At 62.4% G+C, this 26,485-nt stretch carries 20 protein-coding genes, 2 tRNA genes and 1 pseudogene; 9 read left to right on the forward strand and 14 right to left on the reverse strand.

Annotated elements, in window-relative coordinates:
* Nucleotides 1–33 precede the first annotated feature (33 nt).
* Nucleotides 34–486: a peptidylprolyl isomerase gene (locus tag MOK15_RS10655; RefSeq protein WP_242931588.1), complete on the reverse strand. Its 453-nt coding sequence runs from the start codon at nucleotides 484–486 to the stop codon at nucleotides 34–36.
* Nucleotides 487–631: 145 nt separating this feature from the next.
* Here MOK15_RS10655 and mgtE point away from each other — a divergent pair, with 145 nt between their 5' ends.
* The 3 genes and pseudogenes from mgtE to MOK15_RS22005 all read left to right on the forward strand — a co-directional run.
* Complete coding sequence (mgtE, locus tag MOK15_RS10660) at nucleotides 632–2,071, forward strand: magnesium transporter (protein WP_242931589.1); 1,440 nt, start codon at nucleotides 632–634, stop codon at nucleotides 2,069–2,071.
* A gap of 25 nt (nucleotides 2,072–2,096) precedes the next feature.
* Entirely contained in the window at nucleotides 2,097–2,495 is a 399-nt protein-coding gene (locus MOK15_RS10665) for a DUF1489 domain-containing protein (protein WP_242931590.1), read from the forward strand.
* Nucleotides 2,496–2,524: 29 nt separating this feature from the next.
* Nucleotides 2,525–2,626 (forward strand): annotated as a pseudogene (locus tag MOK15_RS22005) (IS481 family transposase); the annotation flags it as partial.
* Nucleotides 2,627–2,824: 198 nt separating this feature from the next.
* On the opposite strand, the gene MOK15_RS10675 reads toward MOK15_RS22005, so the two are convergent.
* Nucleotides 2,825–3,004 (reverse strand): hypothetical protein, encoded by a 180-nt coding sequence (locus MOK15_RS10675; protein WP_242931591.1) that lies wholly within the window; start codon nucleotides 3,002–3,004, stop codon nucleotides 2,825–2,827.
* Between the two features lie 262 nt (nucleotides 3,005–3,266).
* On the opposite strand from MOK15_RS10675, the gene MOK15_RS10680 reads away from it, so the two are divergent.
* Nucleotides 3,267–5,165 (forward strand): potassium transporter Kup, encoded by a 1,899-nt coding sequence (locus tag MOK15_RS10680; RefSeq protein ID WP_242931592.1) that lies wholly within the window; start codon nucleotides 3,267–3,269, stop codon nucleotides 5,163–5,165.
* Nucleotides 5,166–5,207: 42 nt separating this feature from the next.
* Here MOK15_RS10680 and MOK15_RS10685 read toward each other — a convergent pair whose 3' ends face one another.
* The 7 genes from MOK15_RS10685 to MOK15_RS10715 all read right to left on the reverse strand — a co-directional run bounded on the left by MOK15_RS10685 (nucleotide 5,208) and on the right by MOK15_RS10715 (nucleotide 13,702).
* Nucleotides 5,208–5,936 carry a response regulator transcription factor gene (locus MOK15_RS10685; protein ID WP_242931593.1) on the reverse strand — a complete coding sequence of 243 codons (729 nt, stop codon included), beginning with the start codon at nucleotides 5,934–5,936 and terminating at the stop codon, nucleotides 5,208–5,210.
* Entirely contained in the window at nucleotides 5,933–8,602 is a 2,670-nt protein-coding gene (locus MOK15_RS10690) for a sensor histidine kinase KdpD (protein WP_242931594.1), read from the reverse strand. Before MOK15_RS10690 ends, MOK15_RS10685 begins: the two co-directional genes overlap by 4 nt.
* Nucleotides 8,602–9,189: a potassium-transporting ATPase subunit KdpC gene (gene kdpC / locus MOK15_RS10695; protein WP_242931595.1), complete on the reverse strand. Its 588-nt coding sequence runs from the start codon at nucleotides 9,187–9,189 to the stop codon at nucleotides 8,602–8,604. Before kdpC ends, MOK15_RS10690 begins: the two co-directional genes overlap by 1 nt.
* An 11-nt stretch (nucleotides 9,190–9,200) precedes the next feature.
* Nucleotides 9,201–11,237, reverse strand: a complete 2,037-nt coding sequence (gene kdpB / locus MOK15_RS10700; RefSeq protein ID WP_242931596.1) for a potassium-transporting ATPase subunit KdpB — start codon at nucleotides 11,235–11,237, stop codon at nucleotides 9,201–9,203.
* A gap of 16 nt (nucleotides 11,238–11,253) precedes the next feature.
* Nucleotides 11,254–12,957 (reverse strand): potassium-transporting ATPase subunit KdpA, encoded by a 1,704-nt coding sequence (gene kdpA / locus MOK15_RS10705; RefSeq protein ID WP_242931597.1) that lies wholly within the window; start codon nucleotides 12,955–12,957, stop codon nucleotides 11,254–11,256.
* A 16-nt stretch (nucleotides 12,958–12,973) separates the two neighbouring features.
* Nucleotides 12,974–13,063: a potassium-transporting ATPase subunit F gene (locus MOK15_RS10710; protein ID WP_046765260.1), complete on the reverse strand. Its 90-nt coding sequence runs from the start codon at nucleotides 13,061–13,063 to the stop codon at nucleotides 12,974–12,976.
* 564 nt (nucleotides 13,064–13,627) lie between these two features.
* Nucleotides 13,628–13,702, reverse strand: a tRNA-Thr gene (locus MOK15_RS10715).
* 116 nt (nucleotides 13,703–13,818) lie between these two features.
* On the opposite strand from MOK15_RS10715, the gene MOK15_RS21875 reads away from it, so the two are divergent.
* Entirely contained in the window at nucleotides 13,819–13,947 is a 129-nt protein-coding gene (locus MOK15_RS21875) for a hypothetical protein (protein WP_278254141.1), read from the forward strand.
* A 3-nt stretch (nucleotides 13,948–13,950) separates the two neighbouring features.
* Here MOK15_RS21875 and MOK15_RS10720 read toward each other — a convergent pair whose 3' ends face one another.
* Nucleotides 13,951–15,732, reverse strand: coding sequence for an aminopeptidase P family protein (locus tag MOK15_RS10720; RefSeq protein ID WP_242931598.1), 1,782 nt, complete (start codon nucleotides 15,730–15,732; stop codon nucleotides 13,951–13,953).
* Nucleotides 15,733–15,858: 126 nt separating this feature from the next.
* On the opposite strand from MOK15_RS10720, the gene MOK15_RS10725 reads away from it, so the two are divergent.
* A complete protein-coding gene (locus MOK15_RS10725) occupies nucleotides 15,859–17,931 on the forward strand; it encodes a S9 family peptidase (protein WP_242931599.1) in 2,073 nt (690 codons plus the stop codon).
* Nucleotides 17,931–18,323 (forward strand): acyl-CoA thioesterase, encoded by a 393-nt coding sequence (locus MOK15_RS10730; protein WP_242931600.1) that lies wholly within the window; start codon nucleotides 17,931–17,933, stop codon nucleotides 18,321–18,323. The genes MOK15_RS10725 and MOK15_RS10730 overlap by 1 nt, the downstream gene beginning before the upstream one ends.
* A gap of 136 nt (nucleotides 18,324–18,459) precedes the next feature.
* Here the strand turns inward: MOK15_RS10730 and paoC are convergent, their stop codons facing one another.
* From paoC to paoA, 3 genes are read right to left on the reverse strand one after another with little or no spacing between them, the layout of a single operon-like run.
* Nucleotides 18,460–20,664, reverse strand: coding sequence for an aldehyde oxidoreductase molybdenum-binding subunit PaoC (gene paoC / locus MOK15_RS10735; protein WP_242931601.1), 2,205 nt, complete (start codon nucleotides 20,662–20,664; stop codon nucleotides 18,460–18,462).
* Entirely contained in the window at nucleotides 20,661–21,617 is a 957-nt protein-coding gene (locus tag MOK15_RS10740) for a xanthine dehydrogenase family protein subunit M (RefSeq protein ID WP_242931602.1), read from the reverse strand. Before MOK15_RS10740 ends, paoC begins: the two co-directional genes overlap by 4 nt.
* Nucleotides 21,614–22,252: an aldehyde dehydrogenase iron-sulfur subunit PaoA gene (paoA, locus tag MOK15_RS10745; protein ID WP_242931603.1), complete on the reverse strand. Its 639-nt coding sequence runs from the start codon at nucleotides 22,250–22,252 to the stop codon at nucleotides 21,614–21,616. The genes MOK15_RS10740 and paoA overlap by 4 nt, the downstream gene beginning before the upstream one ends.
* A gap of 334 nt (nucleotides 22,253–22,586) precedes the next feature.
* Here paoA and MOK15_RS10750 point away from each other — a divergent pair.
* Nucleotides 22,587–22,661, forward strand: a tRNA-Gly gene (locus MOK15_RS10750).
* Between the two features lie 224 nt (nucleotides 22,662–22,885).
* Here the strand turns inward: MOK15_RS10750 and MOK15_RS10755 are convergent.
* Entirely contained in the window at nucleotides 22,886–23,884 is a 999-nt protein-coding gene (locus MOK15_RS10755; protein WP_242931604.1) for a LytTR family DNA-binding domain-containing protein, read from the reverse strand.
* Nucleotides 23,885–23,987: 103 nt separating this feature from the next.
* Here MOK15_RS10755 and MOK15_RS10760 point away from each other — a divergent pair, with 103 nt between their 5' ends.
* A complete protein-coding gene (locus MOK15_RS10760) occupies nucleotides 23,988–26,417 on the forward strand; it encodes a TonB-dependent receptor (RefSeq protein ID WP_242931605.1) in 2,430 nt (809 codons plus the stop codon).
* Nucleotides 26,418–26,485 lie beyond the last annotated feature (68 nt).

The following is a 26,485-nucleotide window of genomic DNA, read 5'->3' on the forward strand; positions in this document are numbered from 1 at the left end:
GTCTCGACTTCGCTCGATACGAACCGATTAGTCTTAGGCGACGGTCGCCTTGACGATCTTGCCGGGTGCGCGCGGCGGCTCGCCCTTGGGCAGGGCATCGACATGGTCCATGCCCGACGTGACTTCGCCCCAGACGGTGTACTGGCCGTCCAGGAAGGTCGCGTCGTCGAAGCAGATGAAGAACTGGCTGTTGGCGCTGTTCGGGTTAGACGAACGGGCCATCGAGCAGACGCCGCGAATATGCGGTTCGCGGCTGAATTCCGCCTTGATGTCGGGCAGCTTCGACCCGCCCATGCCGGTGCCGGTCGGATCGCCGCCCTGCGCCATGAAGCCGGGGATGACGCGGTGGAAGACCACGCCGTCATAGAAGCCGTCCTTGGCCAGCGTGGTAATGCGCTCGACATGGCCGGGTGCCAGGTCCGGGCGCAGCTTGATGACGACGTCGCCGCCGCTGTCGAGGGTAAGGGTAAGCGTTTCGTCGGCCATGGGAATCCTCTCTTGCCGGGGAAGGTTGGGATGAGCCCATATAAAGGCTAATGAAGGCGATGGAAGCGCTCTCTCCCCATTGCATTTCCCTTGTGCATCGGCGAAAGCGGCAAAATGTTACAGGAACCGGACAGTAGGGGACGCCATGAGCGAGCGCGGCGATTCCGCCGAACCCCTTCTGCACGGGGACGAATTTGACGAGACCTTGATCGAGGCGGCGGAAGCCAGCCATGATGAGGACGATCGCCTGAAGCCCGAATTTCTGTCCGCCGTGCTCGACGCGGTGGAGGAAGGCGACAATGAAACAGCGCGCGACCTAGTGTCGCCACTCCACCCCGCCGATATCGCCGACCTTCTTGAACTGACGCCTTCTGAACGCCGCGCGAAGGTAGCCGCAGCGCTGGGCGATCTGGTCGGCGCGGAGGTTCTGTCCGAACTCAACGACTATGTCCGCGACGACCTGATCGGCGCGCTGGCCCCCGAACAGGTGGCCGAGTTCGCATCCGAACTGGATACCGACGACGCCGTCGCGATTATCGAGGACATGGAGGAGGCTGACCAACAGGCCGTCCTCGAAGCGCTCGACCCGGAGGATCGCGCCGCGATCGAGAGCGCCCTCTCCTACCCCGAAGAATCCGCCGGCCGCCTGATGCAGCGCGACCTGGTCGCGGTGCCCGCGCATATGACGGTCGGCCAGGTGATCGACTATCTGCGCGACAATCAGGATCTGACCAGCGATTTCTGGGAAATCTTCGTCGTCGATGTCGCACACAAGCCGATCGGCACCTGTCAGTTGAGCTGGGTGCTCACCTGCCCGCGCGGCATCGCCATGGCCGATCTGATGAAACGCGAGCAGACGTTGATCCCGGTCGATATGGACCAGGAAGAAGTGGCGCTGCGCTTCCAGAAATATGCGCTGATCTCCGCCGCTGTCGTCGATGCATCGGGGCGGCTGGTCGGCATGATTACGGTCGATGATATCGTCCACATCATTTCCGAGGAAGCGGGCGAGGATATCCTGCGCCTGTCGGGCGCGGGCGAAGGCGACATCAACGAACCGGTGATGGACAGCTATCGCGCACGGGTGCGCTGGCTGCTCACCAATTTGCTGACCGCGCTGGTCGCGTCTACCATCATCGGCATTTTCGAGGGCACGATCCAGAAGATGGTGGCGCTGGCCACGCTGATGCCGATCGTCGCGGGCGTGGGCGGCAATGCCGGCAGCCAGACCATGGCGGTCACGGTGCGCGCGCTCGCCACCAACCAGATCACCGGATCGAACGCCCGCCGCACCATATTGCGCGAGATTCGCGTGGCGCTGCTCAACGGGTCGACCGTGGCGTTGGTGCTGGGAATCGGGGTAGCGCTGGTGTTCCAGAATATGGCGCTGGGCGGCGTGATTGCCGCGGCGATGATGACCAATATCGTGACGGCGGGCCTGGCCGGCGCGGCAGTGCCGCTCGCCTTCGACCGGATGAACCTCGACCCGGCGGTCGCCTCCTCCATCTTCGTCACCATGATTACCGATTCGATGGGATTCTTCGCTTTCCTGGGTCTGGCGACGGCTGCGGGATTGACGGGGTGACGCGAACGCCCATGTAGGACGTTCCATGCCTTTGCACCTCACCAAGATCGCCTTCCAGAGCGAAAGCCCCGCCTCTCTACGCGCCTGGCTGGAAAGCCATGAGGGCGAAGCCCGGCTCACCACCCGTTACCTGCCCAAGCGGATCGAGGAACTGACTGGCGGTTCGCTCTTCTGGGTTCACGGTCATATGCTGGTCGGCCGCAGCCCTTTGCTGGGGTTTCAGGAGACGGGACAGGGGCGCTACTGGATCAGACTGGAACCGACGCTCATCCCCGTGCGCGCCATGCCGAAACGCGCGCATCAGGGTTGGCGCTATCTAGATGACAAGGACGCGCCGCCGGACCTGGGCAACGGCGAGGCAGACGATCTGGACGCCATGCCCCAGACACTGCTGGGCGAACTGACGCGGCTTGGGCTGGTCTAAGTGTTTAGGGCCCGGCATTTGATGGTGCAGTGAGTGGAAGCGCTATGGGACAGATTTTACACGGGAGCGCCCGCACGACAGAGGCAGTCCGCCGCGAGATACAATATAGTGAAGAGAGCCTGAGGGTGGCGCAGATCCTCAGGATGCAAGTGAGCCTCACCTGGTCGTCGACCATGCGGCTGACATTCTACTGAAAGAAATCCGGCTCGAAATCCCAATCTGCCCGCTTCGCCTGAAATTATCATCATAGGCGTCTATCGTCTCACCCACGTTCCGCAGACGATAGGTGGGAATGAGGACGCCCAGCGATCCGAGACACTCACAGGCTTTCAGAGACCGGCGCCCACGATGGCCAGGAGCATACCCCCGCTCGCACTCATGAACATGAGAGCGGCCAGCAATATTTGCTGTATGGAGGCTTCGGCTGACGGATTGGCCGCAACGATGCTTTGCAGCAGTCCACCTTCCATCCAGGCCGATCCCAGAAGCGCCAGGCCGGCGAGCCTCAATCCGATCCTTGTCGGAAGTTTTTCATGCCACTGAACCATGACGAGTACCTCTCAAAAGAGGCCTCTCACATACGCATCAGCGCATAGAAACTGGAGATTGAGAAAAGCTGGTTTGCGTTGAAATTGCATAGGATTCCGCGCGATTTTTCGCATTTCCCACCACATCATATGCGATTCATATGCGGATGCCGAAAAGCTTATATGGAAACGAAATGCGGCTTCGTGCGATGAAGGGCTTCCAACAAGGCGAGTTGATATTCTGATGACGGACCAACCGGGCGACGCTCCGGGCCACGGAGACGGCTCGCACGGAAAGCTGCCTGTCCTCGCCCTTGGCGCGCTGGGCGTCGTGTTCGGCGATATCGGCACCTCGCCGCTCTACGCCCTCAAGGAAAGCTTCGTTGGCCATCATCCGCTGGCGGTCGATCCCGATCATATTTTCGGCGTGCTCTCCCTGATCTTCTGGACGATGACGCTCCTCGTCACGCTCAAATATGTGTTCATCGTGATGCGCGCCGACAATAAGGGCGAAGGCGGCAGCATGGCCCTCCTCGCCCTCATCTCGCGCACGCTGGGCGAGACGAGATGGACGCCGGCCATTGCGATGCTGGGCGTTCTGGCGACCGCCTTATTCTATGGTGACGCGATCATCACGCCGGCCATGTCGGTGCTATCCGCCATAGAAGGCCTGACGGTCGTGAACAGCAGCTTTGAAGCCTATGTCCTGCCCATCGCGACGATCATCCTGATTGGACTGTTCGTTATCCAGAAGCATGGCACGGCAAAGGTCGGGGCGCTCTTCGGCCCGATCATGATCGTCTATTTCCTTGTCCTTGCCGGCCTTGGTGTCGTGAACCTGATCCGGCATCCATCGATCATCGGGATCATCAATCCCTATTGGGCGGTTCATTTCTTCCTCATCGATCCCAAGCTCGCCTTCCTGGCTTTGGGTTCGGTCGTGCTGGCGGTGACGGGCGCGGAGGCCCTCTATGCGGACATGGGGCATTTCGGTCGAAAGGCGATCAGCATTTCCTGGCTCTATGCCGCCTTCCCCTGTCTTCTTCTTAACTATATGGGCCAGGGCGCGCTCCTCCTCGACAATCCGGCGGCGGCCGCCAATCCCTTCTTCCTCCTCGCGCCGGAATGGGCGCGCCTGCCGCTGGTCATCCTCGCAACCATGGCCACGGTGATCGCCAGTCAGGCCGTCATCTCCGGCGCCTTCTCGGTCACGCAGCAGGCCGTGCAACTGGGTTTCCTGCCACGCCTCAGGATTGAGCATACCAGCGCGGCGGCGGCGGGACAGATCTATGTGCCACTGGTCAACTGGGCGCTGCTCGTCCTGGTCCTGCTGCTGGTGCTCGGCTTCAAATCGTCCAGCAACCTTGCGGCGGCCTATGGCATCGCCGTCACCGGCACGATGGTCATCACCGCCTGCATGATGGGCGTGCTCACCTTCAGCGTCTGGCGTTGGAATCCGCTCCTTGCGGGGGCGACGACAGGTCTGTTCCTGCTGATCGACGGCGCCTATTTTGCCTCGAACGCGACCAAGATACCCGATGGCGGCTGGTTCCCGCTGCTGGTCGCCGCTATCACCTTCGTGGCGCTCACCACCTGGTCGAAGGGTCGCGCGATCATGCGCCATTATATGAACGAAGGCGCGATGGAAGTGCCGCTGTTCATCCAGTCGGTGTCGCAATCCTTGAAGCGCGTGCCTGGCACGGCCATTTTCCTCTCGTCCCGCGTCGAGGGCGTTCCCCCCGCCCTGCTGCACAATGTGAAGCATAACAAGGTGCTGCATGAGCGGGTCATCATCCTGACCATACAGACAGAGGGCGTGCCGCATCTGCCGCTTACCGGCCGTGATGAGGTCACGGACTGGGGTGAGGGTTTCTACAGGATCGTCTGGCGTCACGGCTTCATGGAGGATGTGGACGTCCCGGCCGCCATGAAGATGGTGAACGGGTGCGGCGGTCCCATCAACATCAGCGACACCAGCTATTTCCTCAGCCGCCAGACGCTTATTCCCTCGGAAAGGCCTGGCATGGCAATCTGGCGCGAGAAGGTCTTCGCGTGGATGATCCGCAACGCAGAAACGCCGATGGAATTTTTCAAACTGCCAACCAACCGCGTGGTGGAGCTGGGATCGCAGGTCGAGATCTGAACATGCAGTCGATGCCCCTCCGGCGATGACGGCAGAGGCTATTCAGGCGCTGCCAGGGGCGAACTCCTCGGTCTCGCCCTCGACATTGAAGCGCAGCCGATACCCGATGCCCAACTCGTTTCCGATGATCCTCGGCCGCTGGGGATCGGCTTCCAGCTTCTGACGCAGCGTCCGCACCAGCACCCGCAGATATTCTACATGATGCTCCATTTCGTTGGGCCAGACATGCGCCATGATCTGCTCATGGGTGATGACCCGGCCCGGAAATTTGGCAAGCTGGGCGAGTACGGCATATTCCTTGGGCGTCAGATGCACTTCCTTGCCAGCCTTAAGAACGATCCGTGCAATAAGGTCGATCTCGACATCCCCTGCCCGCACCATGGTCACGCCGCCGTCCTTGGTCATGCGGTTGCGGAGCGCCACGCGGACACGGGCCAGAAGTTCCTCGGTATCGAACGGCTTGGTCAGATAGTCGTCCGCGCCCAGATCCAGTGCCGCGACCTTCTGGTCGGTCGCATCTCTCGCCGATACGATAATGAGCGTCGTGTCGGATTGCTGCTTGAAGAGAGGAACCAGTTCCAGCCCGTCGCGATCGGGCAGCCCCAAGTCCAGCAGACTGATGTCGGGACGCTCTTCCTTGAGCTTTTCCAACGCATCGCGCGCATTTCCCGCTTCGATCGTGGCATAATCGACCCGCGCCAGAGCGGCCTGGATCAGCTTGCGGATATGTGGCTCGTCATCGACGATCAGCACCTTGTGACGCACTTTCATAATATGTCCTTTTGGGGCAAATCGGTAATGATGAGCGCCTGCGGGATGGTGATGGTGAAGCAGGCGCCGAAAGGCTCGTCATTATTTGCGGCGGAAACGGTAAGGCCCATGGCCTCCGCAAAGCCCTTGACGATAGCGAGGCCAAGGCCCGTGCCGTGCTTGGCCCGATCCGAACCTTCCAGCCGCGTGAACGTGTCGAAGACGCGCGCTTCCGCGCCGGAAGGAATGCCCGGCCCCTGGTCGAGGACCGAGAGAGCGATCGCGTCGGGCAACCGTCGCCCCCTGACCAGGACGGGCGTGCCGGGGTCGGCATAGCGACCGGCATTGTCGAGGAGGTTGATGAGGCAATGGTGCAGCAATGTCGGATCGACCCGGACGAGCGGGATATCGGGCAGGATATCGACCTTCACGTCATGTCCGACAAGGGATTGGCGCGTATCATGGACTGCACCTGCCACCGCATCGAACAGATCGGTGGGTTCAACCTTGAGCGGCAAGGCGCCAGCCTCCACGCGTGCCATGTCGAGCAGATTGGCGACGAAGCGATTGAGGCGCTGCGCCTCCGCCGCCACCGAATCGAGCAGGTCCGATGGCTGCTGGCGCTTTAACTCATGTATGGCCGAGATGATCGTCGTAAGCGGCGTGCGCAGGTCGTGGCTGACCGACGACAGCAGCGCGGAACGCAGCCGATCCCGCTCGCGTATCTGCCGGGCGTCGAGCATTTCTTCCTCAAGCGCCATGCGATCGAACGCGATGGAGGCCTGGTCGAGGAGGCTCATGAGCAAAGGGATCTGGTCCGATCGCAGAGGCGCGCCGGCATCTTCGCGCGCAAGGCCAAGCACGCCCAGGACGCCGCGCGTGGTGCGCAGCGGATGGAACAGCCAGTCGGAAGCCGTCAGCGTCGATGATCCGCGCCCGGCGGGCTGCTCATTGTCCATCGCCCATTGCGCAGCGGCTTTTTCGATCTGCCCCAGCCGATCTTCCGGCGGAAAGGCTGCGCGCAGTTGCGGGCCATCCCTCGAAGGAAGGAGCAGGACGGTGCGGAGGGACAATAGGCGAGACACTTCCGCACAGATGGCCTGCATCAGTTCTTCCTGACTGGCCGACGCCGTGAGTTGACGCGAAAAGCCCGCAAGCGCCGCATTCTGGCGCGCGCTGGACTGGGCAAGATCCGCCTGCGCGCGCACCCGCGCGGCAAACTGGCTGGTCACGATGGCGACACCCAGCAGCACGAGGATGCTGATGACATTTTCGGGATTGTTGACTGTGAGCGTTCCGGTGGGGGGCAGGAAGAAGAAATTATAGGCGAGGCTGGAGACAAGGCCGGAAAACAAACCGGCACGCAGGCCGAAGGACGCAGCCGCGAACATGACTGGAATGAGGTAGAGCAAGGCGATATTGCTGATGTCGATGCTCTCGACAAGCAGGCGTCCAAGCGTCGTCATGCCCGCGATCATCAGTGCCGACCAGAGATAATCGATCGGCTTGCCCCAATTTGCTCCCGGGGCCTTGCTCGCGACTTTCCGGCTGCGCGCCGCGTCATCGCCGGGCAGGACATGGACGGCGACATCGCCGATCTCGCGCACCAGCTTGTCGACCACCGATCCATGGCGCATCTCGAACCACCAGGACCGGGTCGATTTGCCGATCACGATCTGGGTTGCGCGGGCATCGCTTACATAATGCCGAAGCCCTTCGACCACGGTCGGCGCGGGAATGGCGGCGGTTGTTGCACCCAGCCGTGAGGCGAGCGCCATGGTATCGGCCAACTGCTCGCGCTCCTGCGCCGTGAAGGCGAGGCTGCGCTGCGTTTCGATATGGACGGCGGACCAGGGTGCTTTGAGCCCATCGGCAAGGCGCTTGGCCGCGCGGACCAGTCCCTGCGCGCTCGGCGCCTCGCTGATCGCGACGAGAATGCGATCACCCGCAGCGAAACTGCCCGCCAGAGCATGGGCGCGTACATAGTCCAGCATCTGCGCATCGACGGCCTGCGCAGCCGTGCGCAACGCCATTTCTCTGAGCGCGGTCAGGTTGGATTTCGAAAAGAAATGACTGAGCGCCCGCGTCGCTTCCTGCGGGATATAGACCTTCCCTTCCTTCAGGCGCTCGATCAGTTCGTCCGGCGGGATGTCCACCACCTCGATCTCGGCCATTTCGAGAATGGAATCCGGAACGGTCTCTCGCACCCGGACACGGGTGAAGGAAGCAACGATATCATTAAGGCTTTCGACATGCTGGATATTGACCGTCGAATAGACGTCTATGCCTGCGTCCAGCAGTTCCTCGACGTCCTGATAGCGTTTGGGATGACGGCTGCCTGCCGCGTTGGTGTGGGCAAGCTCATCCACTAGGACGAGGGCGGGCCGACGTTCAAGGATGGCATCGATGTCCATCTCGCCGAGCCGGTGGCCCCTATGATCGACGTCGCGCCGCGCAATGATCTCATGACCGGCCAGAAGCGCTTCGGTTTCCTTGCGGCCATGGGTCTCGACGACGCCCACGACAACGTCGATACCCGATTTGCGACGCTGCATACCGTCGGTCAGCATCTCATAGGTCTTGCCCACACCAGGCGCCGCACCAAGGAAGATTTTGAGACGGCCGCGACCTTCCTGCGCCGCCTGGCGCAGGAAGGCTTCGGGGTCGCGACGTGTGGGATCAGTCATCAAGACTTGGTAGCGCCGATCTGATCCAATCGTCGATTGATTTCCAGGACATTGACGCGGGGTTCCCCCAAAAGGCCAAGCAAGGGCTTTTCGATGCTCTGGTCGACCAGAGCGCGAACCTTCACCACTTCCATGCCCCGAACCCGCGCGATCCGGTCGACCTGATAATAGGCCGCTTCCGGCGTGATATCGGGATCAAGGCCCGACCCCGATGCCGTTACGAGGTCCGCCGGAACCGCCTTGCCGGGATTGGCCTGCCGGAGCTTTTCGCTATCCGCCTTTACCCGGTCGACCAGCGCCTGACTGGTCGGACCGAGGTTCGACCCCGAAGAAGCGAGGCCATCATAGCCCTTGCCCGCCGCCGAGGGTCGCGAGGTGAAATAGCGGTCGGCGGCGAAGCCCTGGCCGATCAGCTTCGATCCGACCACTTTGTCGTCCTGCTCGATCAGGCTGCCATTGGCTTGCGATGGAAAGACCAGTTGGCCGATGCCGGTCAGGGCAAGCGGATAGGCCAGCCCCAGCAGGATGGCGAACAGGACGGTCATGACCAAAGCAGGCCTGAGCGAAGTGAGTATGTCCTTGTTCATGGATAAGTTCCTCAAGCCAGACCAAGGCCATTGACGGCCAGGTCGATGAGTTTGATGCCGACAAACGGCGCGATCAGGCCGCCAAGGCCGTAGATCGCCAGGTTGCGGGCCAGCAGCGGCCCGGCGCCGATCGGGCGATAGGTCACGCCTTTCAGCGCCAGTGGCACCAGCAGCGGGATGATGAGCGCGTTGAAGATGATCGCGGACAGGATGGCGCTCTGGGGCGTCGCCAGGCCCATGACGTTGAGCACGCCCAGACTCGGATAGAGCACCACGAACATGGCCGGGATGATCGCGAAATATTTGGCCACGTCGTTGGCGACCGAGAAGGTCGTGAGCGCACCGCGGGTCATGAGGAGCTGCTTGCCCAGGCCCACGACTTCGATCAGCTTGGTCGGATCGCTGTCGAGATCCACCATGTTGCCCGCCTCTCGCGCCGCCTGCGTACCGGTATTCATGGCGACGCCGACGTCCGCTTGCGCAAGCGCCGGAGCGTCATTGGTGCCGTCACCGCACATGGCGACAAGGCGTCCGCCTTCCTGCTGCTTGCGGATCAGCGCCAGCTTGTCCTCCGGCGTGGCTTGCGCCAGGAAATCGTCCACACCCGCCTCGGCCGCGATGCTGGCGGCGGTCAGTGGATTGTCGCCGGTTATCATGACCGTGCGGATGCCCATCATGCGCAGTTCGCCGAAGCGCTCGCGGATGCCGGCCTTCACGATGTCCTTGAGGAAGATGGCGCCCAGAAGTTCGCCATCCTTCGCCACGGCAAGCGGCGTGCCACCTGCACGGGCGATCTCGTCGCTGATGCGACGCAGTTCCTCGGCCGCGCGGGTCTTCGCGGCGTCAGGATAGGCCCGCAATATCGAATCCACCGCGCCCTTCTGAATGGTGGAGCCATTGAAGCTGACACCTGAAACGCGCGTCTGTGCCGTGAAGGGAATGACCTCTGCACCTGCGGGCAGCGCCTGCGCCGTCTGGCCGAACTTCTCGCGAGCGAGCAGGACGATCGACCGGCCCTCCGGCGTTTCGTCGGCAAGGCTGGCAAGCAATGCCGCTTCGACAAGGCCGGATTGCGTGGCGCTGCCCACGACGCGAAACTCCGTCGCCTGACGATCGCCCACCGTAATCGTACCCGTCTTGTCGAGCAGCAGCACGTCGATATCGCCCGCCGCCTCGACCGCACGCCCGGATTTGGCGAGTACGTTGAAGCGCACGAGCCGGTCCATGCCGGCGATGCCGATCGCCGACAGCAGCGCCGCGATGGTGGTCGGGATGAGGGTGATGAGCAGCGCGGCCAGGATCGACACCGGGATCGAACCGCCCGCATAGCTGGCAAAGCCCGGAATAGTGCCGACCGCGATCAGGAAGATGATCGTAAGGCCGACGAGCAGCAGCGTGAGCGCGATCTCGTTCGGCGTCTTCTGACGTTCCGCGCCTTCGACGAGCGCGATCATGCGATCGAGAAAGCCCTGCCCCGGATTCACCGTGACGCGCACCCGGATTTCGTCGGAGATAACGCGCGTGCCGGCCGTCACGGCAGAACGGTCGCCGCCTGCCTCGCGAATCACCGGCGCTGATTCGCCGGTGATAGCCGCCTCGTTGACGGACGCGACGCCCGAGACGACTTCACCGTCGGACGGGATCAGGTCCCCCGTCTCGACCAGGACGATGTCACCGAGTTTCAGAACGCTCGCAGCGACATTCTCGATCTCGCGGCCATCGCCCTTCAGGCGCTTGGCGGTGAGATCGGCCTTGGTCGCGCGCAGCGAGGCGGCCTGCGCCTTGCCGCGCCCTTCGGCCAGCGCCTCGGCGAAAGTACCGAAGAGAACCGTGAGCCAGAGCCAGATGACGAGCTGAAGCTTGAAGCCCATGCTAAGCCCGTCCTGCCCGACCGCGAGCAGGACAGTGAGGAGCGTCGCCACGACGGCCGTGGTGAACATCACCGGGTTCCGGATCAGTTCCTTTGGATTGAGTTTGCGGAAGGCGTCGCCGATCGCAGGTACGATCAGGTCAGCGGTAAAGAGCGATTTGGACGCGGTGCGTGCCATGTTTATGCTCCGATTCTCAGAAAAGCTGGCCACGGATCATCGCGAGATGATCGGCGATCGGGCCAAGGGCGAGGCTGGGCAGGAAGGTGAGGCCACCCACGATCAGGACGATGCCGACCAGCAGCCCGGTCCAGAGCGGACCGGTCGTCGGGAAGCTGCCTGCGGTTTCCGGCGTGTATTTCTTCGCCGCCAGTCCGCCCGCAATGGCCAGCATCGGCACGATGATGAAGAAGCGGCCGATCCACATCGCGACACCCAACATGCCATTGTAGAAGGGCGTGTTGGCGCTGATACCCGCAAAGGCCGAACCATTGTTGCCCACACCCGAAGTGAATGCATAGAGAATCTCACTGAAGCCATGCGGCCCCTTGTTGAGCGGCCCGGCCAGACCGACGTCCAGCACGCTGGCGATGGCGGTGAAGCCCAGGATAATCAGCGGCAGGACAGCGATCGCAAGGACCGCCAGCTTGACCTCCCGGCTCTCGATCTTCTTGCCGACATATTCGGGTGTACGCCCAACCATAAGACCTGCGACGAACACGGCGAGGATGGCGAACAGCAAGAAGCCGTATATCCCTGCACCAACGCCGCCGACGACGACCTCACCCAACTGGATGTTGAGCAGCGGGATCATGCCGCCCAGCGCCGTGAAGCTGTCATGCATCGCGTTGACCGCACCGCACGATGCTGCGGTAGTGACCACCGAGAAAAGGGCGGAGGCGGCGATGCCGAAGCGGACTTCCTTCCCCTCCATATTGCCCCCGGCGATGCCCAATTGGTGCAGCACCGGGTTGCCCGCCGCCTCCTGCCAGTAAGTGACGGCCGTGCCCAGGAGGAACAAAAACGTCATGGCCGCCAATATCGCCCAGCCCTGCCGCACATTGCCGACAGCCTTACCGAAAGTGTAGGTGAGACCGAAGCCGATGAGGAAGATGGACAGCATCTGGACGAAATTGGTGAGTTCTGTCGGATTTTCGAACGGATGGGCGCTGTTGGCGTTGAAGAAACCACCGCCGTTGGTGCCCAGCATCTTGATCGCCTCCTGCCCCGCGACGGGGCCGAGGGCGAGCGTCTGCTTCACGCCTTCCAGCGTGGTCACATCGACCGAACCGGCCAGCGTCTGCGGCACGCCGCTCGCGATATAGAAGATCGCGATGACGAAGCAGGCCGGCAGCAGCAGGTACAGCGTCACGCGGGTCATATCGGCCCAGAAATTGCCGACGCCCGTGGTTTCACGCCGGGCAAAACCGCGGAACAGCGCGAAAGCAAGCGCAATACCGGTCGCCGCCGACAGGAAATTATGGATGGTAAGGCCCAGCATCTGGCTGAGGTTCGACATGGTCGACTCGCCGGCATAGCTCTGCCAGTTGGTGTTCGTGGTGAAGCTGACCGCGGTGTTGAACGCCAGATGCTCGCTCGTCCCGGCATAACCCAGCGGGTTCAATGGCAGGACGCCCTGCAAACGCACGATCGCATAGGTGAAGAACAACAAAGCCGCGTTGAAGATCAGCATGTGGACCGCATAGCGGCGCCAGCCCTGTTCTTCGGTCGGGTCGATGCCGGACAGCTTGTAGAAGCCGCGCTCGACTGGCCCGAATATGGCGTGAAGCGGCGTGCGGCGGCCTTCGTAGAGCGCGAAGAGCCAGAGGCCGACGGGTTTCGCCAGCGCCAGCAGGATGCCGACGAAGGCCAGGATCAATATCCATCCCTGGAATGTCATGATTACCGCCTCCCGTTCAGAAGCGTTCGGGGCGTGCGAGCACGGCCACCAGATAAAGGAGGAGGCCGAGCGCCGTCAGTGCGGCCAGCCAGAGATCGATCGTCATGGTCGTGCCCCCTTATGCATTGTCGCAAAGGGCTACGTAGCCCAGCGTCGCGGCCAGCAAGCCAAGGATGAGGCCAATCCAGAGGATGTCCTGCATAAAATGTCTCCCGCAAAGCGTCGGGCCACGAAAGTCGCGGCGCCGAATCGTCTGCTGCGCCTCAACTAGGGCAGAACCGCATTTGAATTCGAGAGCAGGAAAATAGCAAACGCATAGTATTTGCGTATGAAATGACGAAACTGAACCGCGCCGGGTTTGCCGAAGGCTCCAACTTATGAGTAGCTGGAGCCGAGATGAACAAGACGAAGAACAAATTTAGCTTCTCTGGCTTCCGGCCCGCCTGAGGTGCGATCTGGGTTTGCAAGGAGTGATCCGGAGCAAGTCCGTGCGCACCACGATCAACAACAAGGCTCCGTCATGCCCGTCACAGCCTTATCGCTTGCGTTTAGCCTGTCGGTCGATTCCCGATCGCTTGCTTCCAGTTCCTTCCAATACCCTTGCAACCCGCCACAAGGTTGCTTTCGCACCTTGATGGGGATGCTAAGTATCAGAATATATGTCGGAAAATGGTGCTGCCGGTGAGGATTGAACTCACGACCTCAGCCTTACCAAGGATGCGCTCTACCACTGAGCTACGGCAGCACTCTATTCATCTCCTGAGCGCCGTTCGCGCTGCGGAGGCCGGGCCTATGGCCGCCCATACAGCCCTTGTCAAGGCGACTTGCGGCGGAACATGCATTTTGCTTATGCGGGTCATCATGGCTGAGACGAACGACGAACGAAAGGCACGATTGGCGCAGGCGTTGCGCGACAATCTGCGCCGCCGCAAGACCCAGGCGCGGGAAGGCGCGTCGCCGCCGCCTCCCGCGCCGGAGCCGAAGGACTGATCCTCAAAGCGGCGCGCAGGCAGCCTTGAGCCAGGCGAGCGCGTCGCCTTCGAGCTGTGGTCCGACAAGGTCCAGCACCGCTGCATGATAGGCGTCGAACCAGGCGCATTCGTCACCGCTCATCAGGTCGGTGGCGACAAGGTTGCGATCGATCGGCGCGAAGGTCAGCGTTTCGAAGCCCAGCACCTCCTTTTCCGCGCCGGCTATCGCGCGCGGTTCGACCAGCACCAGATTTTCGATGCGGATGCCGTACTCCCCAGCCTTGTAATAGCCCGGCTCGTTCGAAAGGATCATGCCTGCCGCCAGCGGTTCGTCGCCTCCGCCGAAGGTTGCGATCCGCTGCGGCCCTTCATGCACGGACAGGAAGCTGCCGACGCCATGACCGGTGCCATGGGCATAATCCAGCCCTTCGGCCCAGAGATATTGGCGGGCGAGCGCATCGAGCTGGCCGCCGCGCGTGCCCTTGGGGAAGACGGCGCGGGCGAGCGCGATATGCCCCTTCAGGACCAGGGTGAAACGACGCTTCATCTCTTCGGTGGGCGTACCGATCGCGATGGTGCGGGTGACGTCGGTGGTGCCGTCGCGATACTGGCCGCCCGAATCGACCAGATAGAGGGTTCCGGTCTCGATCGGGCGATTGGTCTTTTCCTCGGCGTGATAATGGACAACGGCGCCGTTCGGTCCGGCGCCGCTGATCGTGTCGAAGGACAGGTCTTCCAGGAGACCGGTGTCCTTGCGGAACGCCTCCAGCCGGTCGGAGGCGGAAAGTTCGGTGAGACCACCCTTGGGCGCCTCGACCGCGATCCAGTGGAGGAAGCGGCTGAGCGCCGCGCCGTCACGCGCCTGCGCCGCCTTGTGGCCAGCGATTTCGGTGGCGTTCTTGATCGCCTTGGGCAGCACGGCCGGATCGCGCAGCGGCAGCACGGTCGCACCGCCTTCATCAAGGCCGGTGAAGATCGCAGCGACCGCCCGCTCAGGGTCGGCGACCACGGTCTTTCCGGCGAAATCCTGGAGCGCGGCGGCGAAGTTCACACCGTCCCTGACGCGCACCGCATTGCCCAGATGCTGAGCGACCGCCTCGTCCATTTTCTCTGGCGCGACATAAAGATCAGCGGTCGCGTCGGCATGGACGATGGCATAAGCGAGGGCAACGGGTGTGCGGTCGACATCCTTGCCCCGGATGTTGAAGGTCCAGGCAATCGAATCGAGCGCGGACAGAACGACCGCATCCGCCTTCCGCGCGGTCAGCCAGTCGGCCATGGCGGCGCGTTTCTCCGCCGCCGACTGACCGGCATAGCGGTTTTCATGCACCACCAGCTTGGCGTCGCTGCGGGCGGGACGATCCGGCCAGATGGCGTCGACCGGGTTGGTGTCGACCGCCACCAGTATCGCGCCCTTCTCGGCCAGCGCTTCGGTGGCCTGAAGAACCCAGGCGCGGGTGTGGAGCCAGGGATCATAGCCGATGCGCGCACCCTGCCCCGCATGATCCTTGAGCCAGGCGGCGATGGAGGTTTGCGGCACGCTTTCATATTGCCAGTGGGCGCCATCCACCTGCTCGCGCACCTGGAGCGTGTAGCGGCCATCGACGAAGATCGCGGCCTCCTCCGGCAGCACCACCGCACTGCCCGCAGACCCCTGGAATCCGGTGAGCCAGGCCAGGCGCTGGGCATAGGCACCGACATATTCGCTCATATGCTCATCGGTCAGCGGCACCACAAAGCCATCCAGCTTCTGGCGCACCAATTGCGCACGCAATGCCTTCAAGCGATCTTCATAACTGGACATCGAACTTTCCCTGGATCATTTGGCCTTGGATCATTCCGGCCTCTTGCGCCGGCGACAATGCCGACAACATAGAGGGGCAGGCGCGCTTATTCCAGCGCCCCGCCCCGTCTGAACCATGGATAGTTAATGACCGATCAAACGCAGCCCTCCCCATTGCCCCCCGTCGCCGAACGCCGCGCACACAGCTTCACGCATCATGGCATCACGGTCGACGACCCCTGGGCATGGCTGCGCGATCCGGACTATCCCGATGTCCAGGACAAGGATGTGCTGGCCTATCTGGAGGCGGAGAACGCCTGGTTCGAAGGCGCGATGGCGCCACGCAAACCGCTGCTCGACACGCTGTTCCAGGAGATGAAGGGGCGCATCAAGGAAGATGACAGCAGCGTTCCCCAGAAGGATGGCGACTATATCTATTGGCGCGCCTTCGAAACCGGGGCGCAATATCGCAAATGGTATCGCAAACCCGCCGGTGACGGTGATGACCAGTTGATCCTGGACGAACCGGCACTGGCGGAGGGGCATGAATATTTCAGGCTCGGCGCCATGTCGGTCAGCCCCGACGGCCGCTACCTTGCCTATGCGATCGACACCAATGGATCGGAACGGTTCGAGGCGCGGATCAAGGATCTGTTCACCGGCGAGATCCTGCCCGAAGTGATCCCCGACACATTGTCCTCGCTGGTCTGGACGGCGGACAGCAAGGGGCTGCTCTATGGCCTCGCCAACGAGAATTGGCGAACCGACAATGCGCGGCTGCACTGGCTGGGCCAGGATGTCGCGAGCGATGTCGAATTGTTCCACGAGGATGACGAAGGATTCCGCGTCTCGATAGGCCTCACTTCCTCGGAGAAATGGATCGTCATCGCGACCGGCGACCATGTTACAAGCGAAGCCTGGCTGATCCCCGCCGACAATCCGACCGCCGAACCCCTGCTGGTGTCAGCCCGCAAACCCGGCCGCGAATACGATGTCGATGAGCATGACGGCACGCTCTACATCAAGACCAATGACACCCACCCCAATTTCCGGCTGGTGAAGGCGACGCTCGATGCGCCCGACCAGTGGACGGAAGTGATCGCGGCGGACGCGCATTTCTATCTGACCGACTTCACCCTGTTCAAGACCTTCTACGTCACCGAGGGGCGTCAGGACGGCCTCGACCAGATCGAGTTGCGCGATTATGCGACGCACACGCCCAAGCGCATAGCATTCCCGGAGGCCAGCTATTCGGCGTCGCTGGACGACAATCCCGAATATGACGTGACCAAATTGCGCATCGGCTATGAATCGATGGTCACGCCCGACACCATCTACGACTATCATCTGGAAACGGGTGAGCTGGAGACGCTGAAGGTTCAGGAGATTCCGTCGGGCTATGACGCCACGCGCTATGCGGCCGAGCGGCTGATGATCGCGGCGCGGGACGGCACGGAAATTCCGGTGTCGATCGTCTATCCGAAGGATTTCCCGCGTGACGGCAGCGCGCCGCTGCATCTCTATGGCTATGGCGCCTATGGGCTGGCGATGGAGCCGGGTTTTTCGACCAGCCGGCTGTCGCTGCTCGATCGCGGTTTCGCCTTTGCCATCGCCCATATTCGCGGCGGCGACGATCTGGGCCAGCAATGGTATCTGGACGGCAAGCTGGACAAGCGCGTCAATACCTTCACCGATTTCGTCGATGTGGCCAAGGGGTTGATCGAACGCGGCTATACGGCGAAGGGCCGGATCAGCATTTCGGGCGGATCGGCGGGCGGCGAACTGATGGGCGCGGTGGTCAATTCCGATCCCGACCTATGGGGCGCTGTGGTGGCGCATGTGCCCTTCGTCGATGTGCTGAATACGATGCTGGACGAGACTTTGCCGCTGACGCCGGGCGAATGGCCCGAATGGGGCAATCCGATCGAGGATGCGGCGGCATTCCGGACGATCCAGAGCTATGATCCCTATACGAACGTTGCGGTGCAGGCCTATCCGCCGCTTATGGTGACGGCGGGCCTCAACGACCCGCGCGTCACCTATTGGGAGCCGGCCAAATGGGTGGCAAAGCTGCGCGCGACCAAGACGGACGGCAATGTGCTGCTGCTCAAGACCAATATGGGCGCGGGTCATGGCGGCAAGTCGGGCCGGTTCGAAAGCCTGCATGAGACGGCGGAAGAGTTCGCCTTCATCCTGTGGCAATTGGGCGTGGAGGGCTGATGGCGTCATTCTTCACCAAGCAGATCACCGCCCTGCCAGAGCATATCGATGAGCTGGGCCATGTGAACAACGCGGTCTGGGTCCAGTGGATGGAACAGGTGTCGGTCGAGCATTGGCGGCGCGATGCCGATCCTGCCCATGTCGAGGCCTATATCTGGGTCGTAACCCGGCATGAGGTCGACTATCGCGGCAATGTGACCGAAGGGGAAACGGTGACGGCGCGTACGTGGATTCCTGAAGGACCGCGCGGCGCGCGCTTCGACCGCTTCATCGAGTTCAGCGGCCCAGACGGCAAGGTGAAGGTCGCGGCCAAATCCACCTGGGCGATCATCGACAAGGCATCGGGGCGCATATTGCGCGTGCCGGCGGAGGTAGCGGCGAATTTCGTGTGAGGGTTACAGCTCCCGAATTTGGTTGAGATCGGACTTAGCGAAGACAGCCTGTTCCCCGGCGCAGGCCAGGGTCCAGTTCCATGGTCCGGACTGGACGGGGAACGACGCTGTGATGAGACATTCCCAATCCGTCCGCTCAGGCCGCCTGCGCCTTGAGCAGCTTGTCGATCGTGAGCGGATAGTCGCGCAGCCTGAGGCCCGTTGCATTGTAGATCGCATTGGCCACCGCCGCGCCCGCGCCACATATGCCCAGTTCGCCCACGCCCTTGGCCTTCATCGGCGAGCTTTTGTCGTCCAGTTCGTCGATGAACAACACGTCCTGATCGGGGATGTCGGCATGGACCGGCACCAGATATTCGGCCATGTCGTGGTTGACGAAAAAGCCGAAGCGGGTGTCGACGTCCAGCGCCTCCATCAACGCCGCGCCCACGCCCATGGTCATGGCGCCGATCACCTGGCTGCGCGCAGACTTGGGGTTGAGGATGCGGCCGGCCGCGAAAGCCCCTCCCATCCGGCGGATGCGCACTTCGGCCGTGTCGATATCGACGCCCACCTCGCAGAAATGCGCGCCGAAAGTGCCCTGCGCATAGCGTTTATCGAGGTCGCCATATTCCATACTGTCCTCGGCCCAGACGCCGTCGCGTCCCGCTAGCGCCGCGAGGGTCTGCGACTTGTTGTCCAGCTTCACCAGGCCGTCCTCAAACTGTGCCTGGTCGGCGGGATAGCCCGCCTTTTCCGCCAGCTTCGCGCGCAGCGCCATGGCGGCGGCATAGACGCCCGCCGTCGAGCTGTTCGCACCCCATTGGCCGCCGGATCCCGCCGACACCGGGAAACGGCTGTCACCGAGGCGCACCGTCACCTGTTCCAGCGGCACGCCCAGCATCTCCGCCGCGGTCTGGCCGATGATGGTGTAGCTGCCGGTGCCGATATCGGTCATGTCGGTTTCGACGATAACCCTGCCCCGCGCATCGACGCCGATGCGCGCGCCCGACTTGGCGACGAGATTGTTGCGGAAGGCCGCCGCCACGCCCATGCCGACCCGCCAGCGCCCGTCGCGCACCTGGCCGGGTTTCGGATTGCGCTTGTCCCAACCGAAACGGTCAGCGCCGGCACGCAGGCATTCCACCAGCTTGCGGCTGGAAAAGGGGCGTTGCGGACCGACCTCTGGATCATATTGCACATCGTTGCGGATGCGCAGTTCGACCGGATCGACGCCGCAGGCCTCGGCCAGCTCATCCATCGCCACTTCCAGCGCGAGCAGGCCGACCGCCTCGCCCGGCGCGCGCATGGCGTTGCCTTCGGGCAGGTTCAGCGTGACGAGCCGGTGCGCGGTCATGCGGTTGGCGCCGCGATAGAGGAGGCGCGTCTGCTGCGCCGCCGATTCCGCGCCGCCGCCGGGCAAGTCGCCCGACCAGACTTCATGCGCGATGGCGTCGATCACGCCGTCCTTGCCCGCGCCCAGGCGGATGCGCTGGATGGTCGCGGGGCGATGGGTGGTGTTGTTGGGGATCTGGGGCCGGGCAATGGCGACCTTGACCGGCCGCCCCACCTGCTTCGCCCCCAATGCCGCCAGCAGGGCGTCGGCGCGCAGGAACAGCTTCGCACCGAAACCGCCGCCGATATAGGGCGCCACGATGCGGACATTCTCCTTCGGGATGCCCAGCGTCTTGGCGACCTCTCCCACCCCCCAGGCGACCATCTGGTTTGCGGTCCAGAGCGTCAACCTGTCTCCGTTCCAGGCCGCCGTGGTGGCGTGCGGCTCCATCATCGCATGGCTATGGTCGGGCGTGGTGTAGCTCTGCTCGACCTTCACGGCTGCTTTGGCGAAGGCCGCGTCAAAATCGCCCGCCCTGGTATCGGCCGGGCCACCGAAACCCGCCGGCGGCATCACACCGTTCAGCCGCTCCGCCGCCAGGTCGAACTTGCCGCCCGTCGCCGCATAGTCGATCCGCACCAGCCGGGCCGCGTCCCGCGCATTTTCCAGCGTGTCGGCGATGACCAGCGCAACCGCCTGCTCATAATGGTCGATCTGCGGCCCGCCCAGCAGCGGGGCGGTATTGAAACTGCCCTTGCCAAGCTTTCCGGCATTGGCATGGGTGACGATAGCCAGCACACCCGGCGCCGTTTCCGCTGCGCGCAAGTCCATCGCGGCGATCCGGCCCGTGGCGATGGCGGAACCGACGATCCAGCCATAGGCAGCATTGGGTGCGGCGTCGTGCCGTTCATAGGCATAGGGCGCACTGCCCGTCACCTTGGCCGCGCCGTCGATGCGGTCGTGGGGGATGCCGACGACCCGGCCCTTGTCGATCGGGTTGCTGCCCGCAGGCGTGTCGAACTTCATGCCCGTGCCTCCTGCTGCCGGTAGACGGATGTCAGCGTCCGTTCGACCAGTAGCTTCTTGAAGTCGTTGTGATGGGTGGTGCGGGCGCCCGCCAGCGCGGCCTCCGCTACCGCCTTTGCTCCCTGCTTCGCCGCCGCATCGGCTGCATCGACCCGCCAGGGCCTGGCACCGATCCCGCCAAAGGCGAAGCGGGCTGTACCGTCCTGCCCGAACACTGCCGCCACCGACACCAGCGCAAAGGCGTAGGACGCGCGGTCGCGCACCTTGCGGTAGACATGAACGCCACCGATCGGCCTGGGCAAAGTGACCGAGGTGATGATCTCACCAGCCTTCAGAACCGTCTCCTTCTCCGGCGTGTCGCCGGGCAGCAGATGAAAGTCGGCGATCGGGACAGAACGCTTCGTCCCGTCCGCGCCGACCATGTCCACCTGTGCGTCGAGCAGCCGCATCGCCACCGCCATGTCACTGGGATTCTGGGCGATGCAGGCATCGCTGACGCCCAATATGGCAAGGCTGCGATTCATCCCCTGCATTGCGCCGCAGCCGCTACCCGGCCGGCGCTTGTTGCAGGGCATCCGCGTGTCATAGAAATAGGGGCAGCGGGTCCGTTGCAGCAGATTGCCCCCGGTCGTCGCCTTGTTGCGGAGCTGCCCCGACGCGCCAGCCACCAGCGCGCGGCTGAGCACCGCATAATCGCGGCGCACAGTCTGATCTGCCGCCAGATCCGTGTTGCGCACGAGCGCGCCGATGCGCAGCCCGCCACCGTCCGTCTTCTCGATCCGGTCCAGGCCCAGATGATTGACGTCGATCAGATGAGGGGGCGTCTCGATCTGCAGTTTCATGAGGTCGAGCAGGTTGGTGCCACCGGCGATGAAGCGCGCGCCCTGGACCGAGGCAGCCGCTTTCGCCGCCGCCTCCACGCTCGCGGCGCGCTCATAGGTGAAGGGTTTCATGCCTGCTTCTCCCCAGCGACGTCGCGCATCGCGGCGATGATGTTGGGATAGGCGGCACAGCGGCAGATATTGCCGCTCATCCGCTCGCGCAGTTCGACGTCGCTCAGCGCCACCCTGTCGAGATCTTCGGTGACATGGCTGGGGACCCCCGCTTCGATCTCATCCAGCACCGCCACGGCCGAGCAAATCTGTCCCGGCGTGCAATAGCCGCACTGATAGCCGTCGTGGACGATGAAGGCGCGCTGCATCGGGTGCAGCGCCTCGGCCGTGCCCAGCCCTTCGATGGTCGTCACCTTCTCCCCATCATGCATCACGGCCAGCGTCAGGCAGCTATTGATCCGCCGCCCCTCGACAATGACGGTGCAGGCCCCGCACTGGCCATGGTCGCACCCCTTCTTCGTGCCGGTAAGGTGCAGATGCTCGCGCAGCATATCGAGTAAGGTGGTGCGCGGATCGAGCTGCAGATGCACCTCCCGACCGTTGACGGTAAGTTCCACGGGGGTCATCGGGGGTCCTTTGCGGCTCTGGGTCGACGCGGCGGCATCTGCTGGTGCATGCGACAGGACGGGGCCTGATGCGGCAAGGGCAGCGCTGCCCCGCAACAGGCCGCGGCGCGTCAAATGATCGGACGTCATCGCTGATCCTCCCTGCTGATCCGTTGGTCATTACGAAAGGCGACGGCAAATGATCCCGCCTGCCGGAGAAACATCTTATGCCAGTCATCAGACTAGCAGATATTCGCCATGCGCCAAAGGATGGACGGGAGCGATTCCCCTTTCTCATGTCGATTCCCGGACCGGCATCCCTTTCCCGCCTGTCGCGCATCTCTCGGAAAATCCTGGAAAACCGCCAATTTTCATAGTTGCGAGAGAGAATTTCATTTTTGTGCAATTCTACCCTTGCCGATCCCGGAAAGCGCTGCTAGTTCCCCGCCACCCGCCGAGAGGGACACATCCTCCGGCCGCCAGAGCGGGCGTAGCTCAGGGGTAGAGCACAACCTTGCCAAGGTTGGGGTCGAGGGTTCGAATCCCTTCGCCCGCTCCAGTTTTTCCGGGAGTTTAGTAAACTCCTGTTCGCGAAAACTCCAGAATTCTCCATATGCCTCCCTGATTTGGAGACAGCTTTGGCAAAACCGGATATCTGAAGACCGGTGCCTTCGAATATTATTCGCAGCGCATGTTCGCGAACCTCGGATACAGATCCGTTCATCGTCTTGCGCAGGCCTCCTTCCTCAGGCGCCGGGGCCGTCAGCAATCAATTGTACACGGCTATAGCGGGGATTGCAGGAAACCCTTTCGTTCCAGAATGGAAATCGACTCGCGCGCCACAGGCGCGACTTGTCCGTTGAGAAGAGTGATTGAGCGGTTGCGACCGTCCGCTTCCACCGAAGCTATCCCGTCCTGAGCCACCCACCAACTGCGATGCACCTGCTGGCCCCGACAATCATCCATTTCGGCGATGGCGTCGCGAAGGCGAAGGAGGAGAAGCTCGCTCGTCTTGATGCCGTGGACGCGCACATAATGATCTTCGCTCTGGAGCGCGAGGATCGGCCCCTCAAAGTTCCGACCGAGACGCGCATTTAATCGGAAGGCAGGGGCAGAAACACCCGGCGTACACTCCTGAACAGGCTCAACAATATCGGGGGTCGAGAGGTCGGCTATAGTGATCGCGCCGAGCTGGCCCGCCTCGACCGGGCGACGCCGCAAGCCTTCGTCTATCAGCTTAGCGCCAAGAACGATCGTGAGTATTGCAATGGCGCTCAAAAAAGCGAAGGGTAAGAAAACGGCGAAACCGCTCAGCCCCTGGAAGAACACGCTCGCGCTCCACCCCCAAATGAGCGCCAGCGGCACGCTGGCAAGCACGACCCCCCAGGCAAGCAGCACATTTCGCGGCAAGGATGTTGCAGCAGCTATCGCCATGAGCAGCCAAATGGTGGGACGCACCAGAATATAGGCGCCCAGGAGGTGGATGAACCACATCCAGACGCGGGCCGGGAACTCTGCCTCAACATATGTTCCGAAAGGGCCGAGGAAGCCTACGATGGCGGCCAGGACGACCATCGCCCAAAGCTCCAATATGCCGCGGCGCAGCCAGTTCACGTTTCCTGCTCCCGATCCACGATACGTTAATCGGAAAATGCCGCGAAAATTGCGGATTTGGCAAGTGCCCGCGCCACGTAACGCACGGGCGCTTGCCGGTCGGCCGCGCTCTGCCATCTGCCGGATAGCGTGCCGGATGCGGCGTAGCAGGAGATCATCATCAGTCAACGGCGCTGCGCTTCGCCCCGCATAGGCAGCGGCATTTCGTTTCGGTCCGGGGGGCCAGGGCGATCAAAATAAAACATAAAAACAATATTTTAGGGAGGAAAAAATGGGGAAAATCTGTTCTATATTGCTTGCATCCACCAGCCTGGGCGCTTTCCCGCTTGATGCGGCCGCGCAATCACGGGACGGGCTGGCCGTTGCCGACAACGACATCATCATCGTCCAGGCGCGTCGACGCGACGAGGATGTACAGGATGTTCCGGCCGTCATCGACACGGTGACTGCCGAGAAGATCGCCAAGCTGAACTTCCGCGACTTCAAGGACGTCCAGACGATTGTTCCCGGTCTCCAGCTCAGTTCCGATCCAAGCGGCGTGGGAGGCAGCGCCAAATTGCGGGGGGTCAATTTCGACGTCACCGCCAGCGGCTTCAACTCTACCGTGGAATTTTATCTCAACGATGCGCCTATCGCCGCCGGCGTCGTTCTTCAGCAGTTATTCGATGTCGGCCAGATTGAAGTGCAGCGAGGTCCGCAAGGCACGTTGCGGGGACGCGCATCGCCATCCGGTTCGATCGCCGTCACAACCCGGAAGCCCGATCTGTACGCGATCGGTGGAACCATCGACATGACGGCCAACGACATCGGCACCTTGAATAACAAGGCCGCCCTTAATCTGCCGATAATCGAGGGATTGGCCGCCATACGAATGGCCGGAATATGGGATGAGAATGAAGGCGACCGGGTGCGTCCGCTGGATCGCAGCTACGGAGGCCGCGACCCATATTCGCGCACCAAGGCGGGACGTATCAGCGGCTTGCTACAGCCACTCGACTGGCTCAAGCTGGAAGGCGTCTATCAACGCATGAAGCGTAGTTCGATCGCCTATGACCAGGTCGCCTCGTTCAGCGAGGTCAACGCCGATGCGCCCAGCAGCCCGATCTATATTGGCACCAAGGACAGACTTTCGATTCTGGGAGTGCCCCGCCGGAACAGCCAGTTGTACAACATCTACAACTGGCGAACCGAGGCCATTCTGGCCGGGCAGGTGCTGATCTATCAGGGCCAGCACAATAACCAGCGCGTGATCGGGCGGACATCGGCGGACGCCGCCGTGATCTTCCCCGGCCGAAACGTGACGCAGGACACGGTTTCCCGGTCGAAATCGACGTCACATGAGGTCCGGGTCCAGAATGAAGCCCGGCTTTTCGACGTGATGGATTATGTCTTCGGCTTCTTCGATCAGCGAACAAATTCTCCCACGCGGCTCACGCGCCGCACGCCCGTCCGGCTACCGACAGCACTTGGTGGTGGTCTCGCAACGCTGGTGGAGACGACAATTGATCGCGCGGGCGACTCGCATGAACAGTCGTTCTTCGGCAACCTCACCGTGCATCTGGGCCAGTCTACCGAGGTTTCGGGTGGTCTGCGGCGCATCGATTATATCTCGCACAATGCTCTGGTCATCGACGGCCGCACCGTCGCGAACGACGGACAGGATGCCGGAAAGTGGATATACGCCGCGTCCCTCAAGCATAATTTCACGCCGGACTTGATGCTATATGCAAGCACGGGCAGTTCCTGGCGCCCCGGCATCAATGTTGTGGGCGACTTCAACATCGCCCCGTCGAATCTGGAGCGAAGCTTTCTCAATCTTCCCGCGGAAACATCCCGATCTTACGAAATCGGCTTTAAGAACATCATGTTGGATGGCCGCCTGCGCCTCAACATGACAGCCTATCACCAGAAGTTCGACAATTATCCGTACCGCGCGCCCAACGGCGTCTTCTACGTCAACACACTTGCAGCTCGAAATGCGGAAGGCCAGGTGGTCGGCACGCGGCAGGAAGTCGCGACCTTCAATTTCGTCGGCGCCGTGCCTGTCACCGTCAACGGCCTGGAGGGCGATGTCTCCTTCGAGGCCAGCAGAAGATGGACCCTTGGCGTCACGGCAAGCTATTCGCTCGGCAAGATCAAGAACGGCTCCATCCCGTGCAACGATCTCGATCGTGACGGCGTGCCGGACGTGGTGACATCAGCGCCCACGCTCGCCAGTCTTCAAGCGGCGGTCGGCGCCGACAATCTGGCTACATGCACCGTCACGCAGCGATCCGCATTCCAAAGCCCGTTTTCCGCAACCCTGCAGACGGAATATCGCGTCCCGTTCTCAGACCGGGTCGACGGCTATGTGCGCGGTCTGGTCGCATATAATGGTCGGTCGCAAACCGACCCTACGAACATTTATGACGACGTAGGCGCTTATGCGCTCGCCAATCTGTACGCCGGAATCCGCGACCCACAGGGACGGTGGGAAGTGTCGCTTTTCGCCAAGAATCTGTTCGAAACGGTGAAGGCCCTTTCCCGTACCGATCCACTGTCGACCAGCTACCAGCAACTGGGACTCGGCGGTTTCCAGAACGGACGTCCAATCCTCACCGGCCCGACATCCATGACCGTCACCAGCACATATACGGGAGTGACGACGACCCCGCCCCGCGAGTTCGGCATCAATGTCCGATATGCGTTCGGAGGACGCTAAGGGCCGTGCGTCCAGGCCGGGGACAATCGGCAGCTTCCGCCTCTGCGCTTCACGGCTGCCCCGTTCGA

This window comes from Sphingobium sp. BYY-5 (genome assembly GCF_022758885.1).
In the GTDB taxonomy this organism is placed as follows: domain Bacteria; phylum Pseudomonadota; class Alphaproteobacteria; order Sphingomonadales; family Sphingomonadaceae; genus Sphingobium.

Bases quoted from the DNA above. Each gene is read 5' to 3' on its own strand.
- MOK15_RS10655 (WP_242931588.1), bottom strand. From the start codon at position 486: ATGGCCGACGAAACGCTTACCCTTACCCTCGACAGCGGCGGCGACGTC.
- mgtE (WP_242931589.1), top strand. From the start codon at position 632: ATGAGCGAGCGCGGCGATTCCGCCGAACCCCTTCTGCACGGGGACGAA.
- MOK15_RS10665 (WP_242931590.1), top strand. From the start codon at position 2,097: ATGCCTTTGCACCTCACCAAGATCGCCTTCCAGAGCGAAAGCCCCGCC.
- MOK15_RS10680 (WP_242931592.1), top strand. From the start codon at position 3,267: ATGACGGACCAACCGGGCGACGCTCCGGGCCACGGAGACGGCTCGCAC.
- MOK15_RS10685 (WP_242931593.1), bottom strand. From the start codon at position 5,936: ATGAAAGTGCGTCACAAGGTGCTGATCGTCGATGACGAGCCACATATC.
- MOK15_RS10690 (WP_242931594.1), bottom strand. From the start codon at position 8,602: ATGACTGATCCCACACGTCGCGACCCCGAAGCCTTCCTGCGCCAGGCG.
- kdpC (WP_242931595.1), bottom strand. From the start codon at position 9,189: ATGAACAAGGACATACTCACTTCGCTCAGGCCTGCTTTGGTCATGACC.
- kdpB (WP_242931596.1), bottom strand. From the start codon at position 11,237: ATGGCACGCACCGCGTCCAAATCGCTCTTTACCGCTGACCTGATCGTA.
- kdpA (WP_242931597.1), bottom strand. From the start codon at position 12,957: ATGACATTCCAGGGATGGATATTGATCCTGGCCTTCGTCGGCATCCTG.
- MOK15_RS10710 (WP_046765260.1), bottom strand. From the start codon at position 13,063: ATGACGATCGATCTCTGGCTGGCCGCACTGACGGCGCTCGGCCTCCTC.
- MOK15_RS21875 (WP_278254141.1), top strand. From the start codon at position 13,819: ATGGCTGAGACGAACGACGAACGAAAGGCACGATTGGCGCAGGCGTTG.
- MOK15_RS10720 (WP_242931598.1), bottom strand. From the start codon at position 15,732: ATGTCCAGTTATGAAGATCGCTTGAAGGCATTGCGTGCGCAATTGGTG.
- MOK15_RS10725 (WP_242931599.1), top strand. From the start codon at position 15,859: ATGACCGATCAAACGCAGCCCTCCCCATTGCCCCCCGTCGCCGAACGC.
- MOK15_RS10730 (WP_242931600.1), top strand. From the start codon at position 17,931: ATGGCGTCATTCTTCACCAAGCAGATCACCGCCCTGCCAGAGCATATC.
- paoC (WP_242931601.1), bottom strand. From the start codon at position 20,664: ATGAAGTTCGACACGCCTGCGGGCAGCAACCCGATCGACAAGGGCCGG.
- MOK15_RS10740 (WP_242931602.1), bottom strand. From the start codon at position 21,617: ATGAAACCCTTCACCTATGAGCGCGCCGCGAGCGTGGAGGCGGCGGCG.
- paoA (WP_242931603.1), bottom strand. From the start codon at position 22,252: ATGACGTCCGATCATTTGACGCGCCGCGGCCTGTTGCGGGGCAGCGCT.
- MOK15_RS10760 (WP_242931605.1), top strand. From the start codon at position 23,988: ATGGGGAAAATCTGTTCTATATTGCTTGCATCCACCAGCCTGGGCGCT.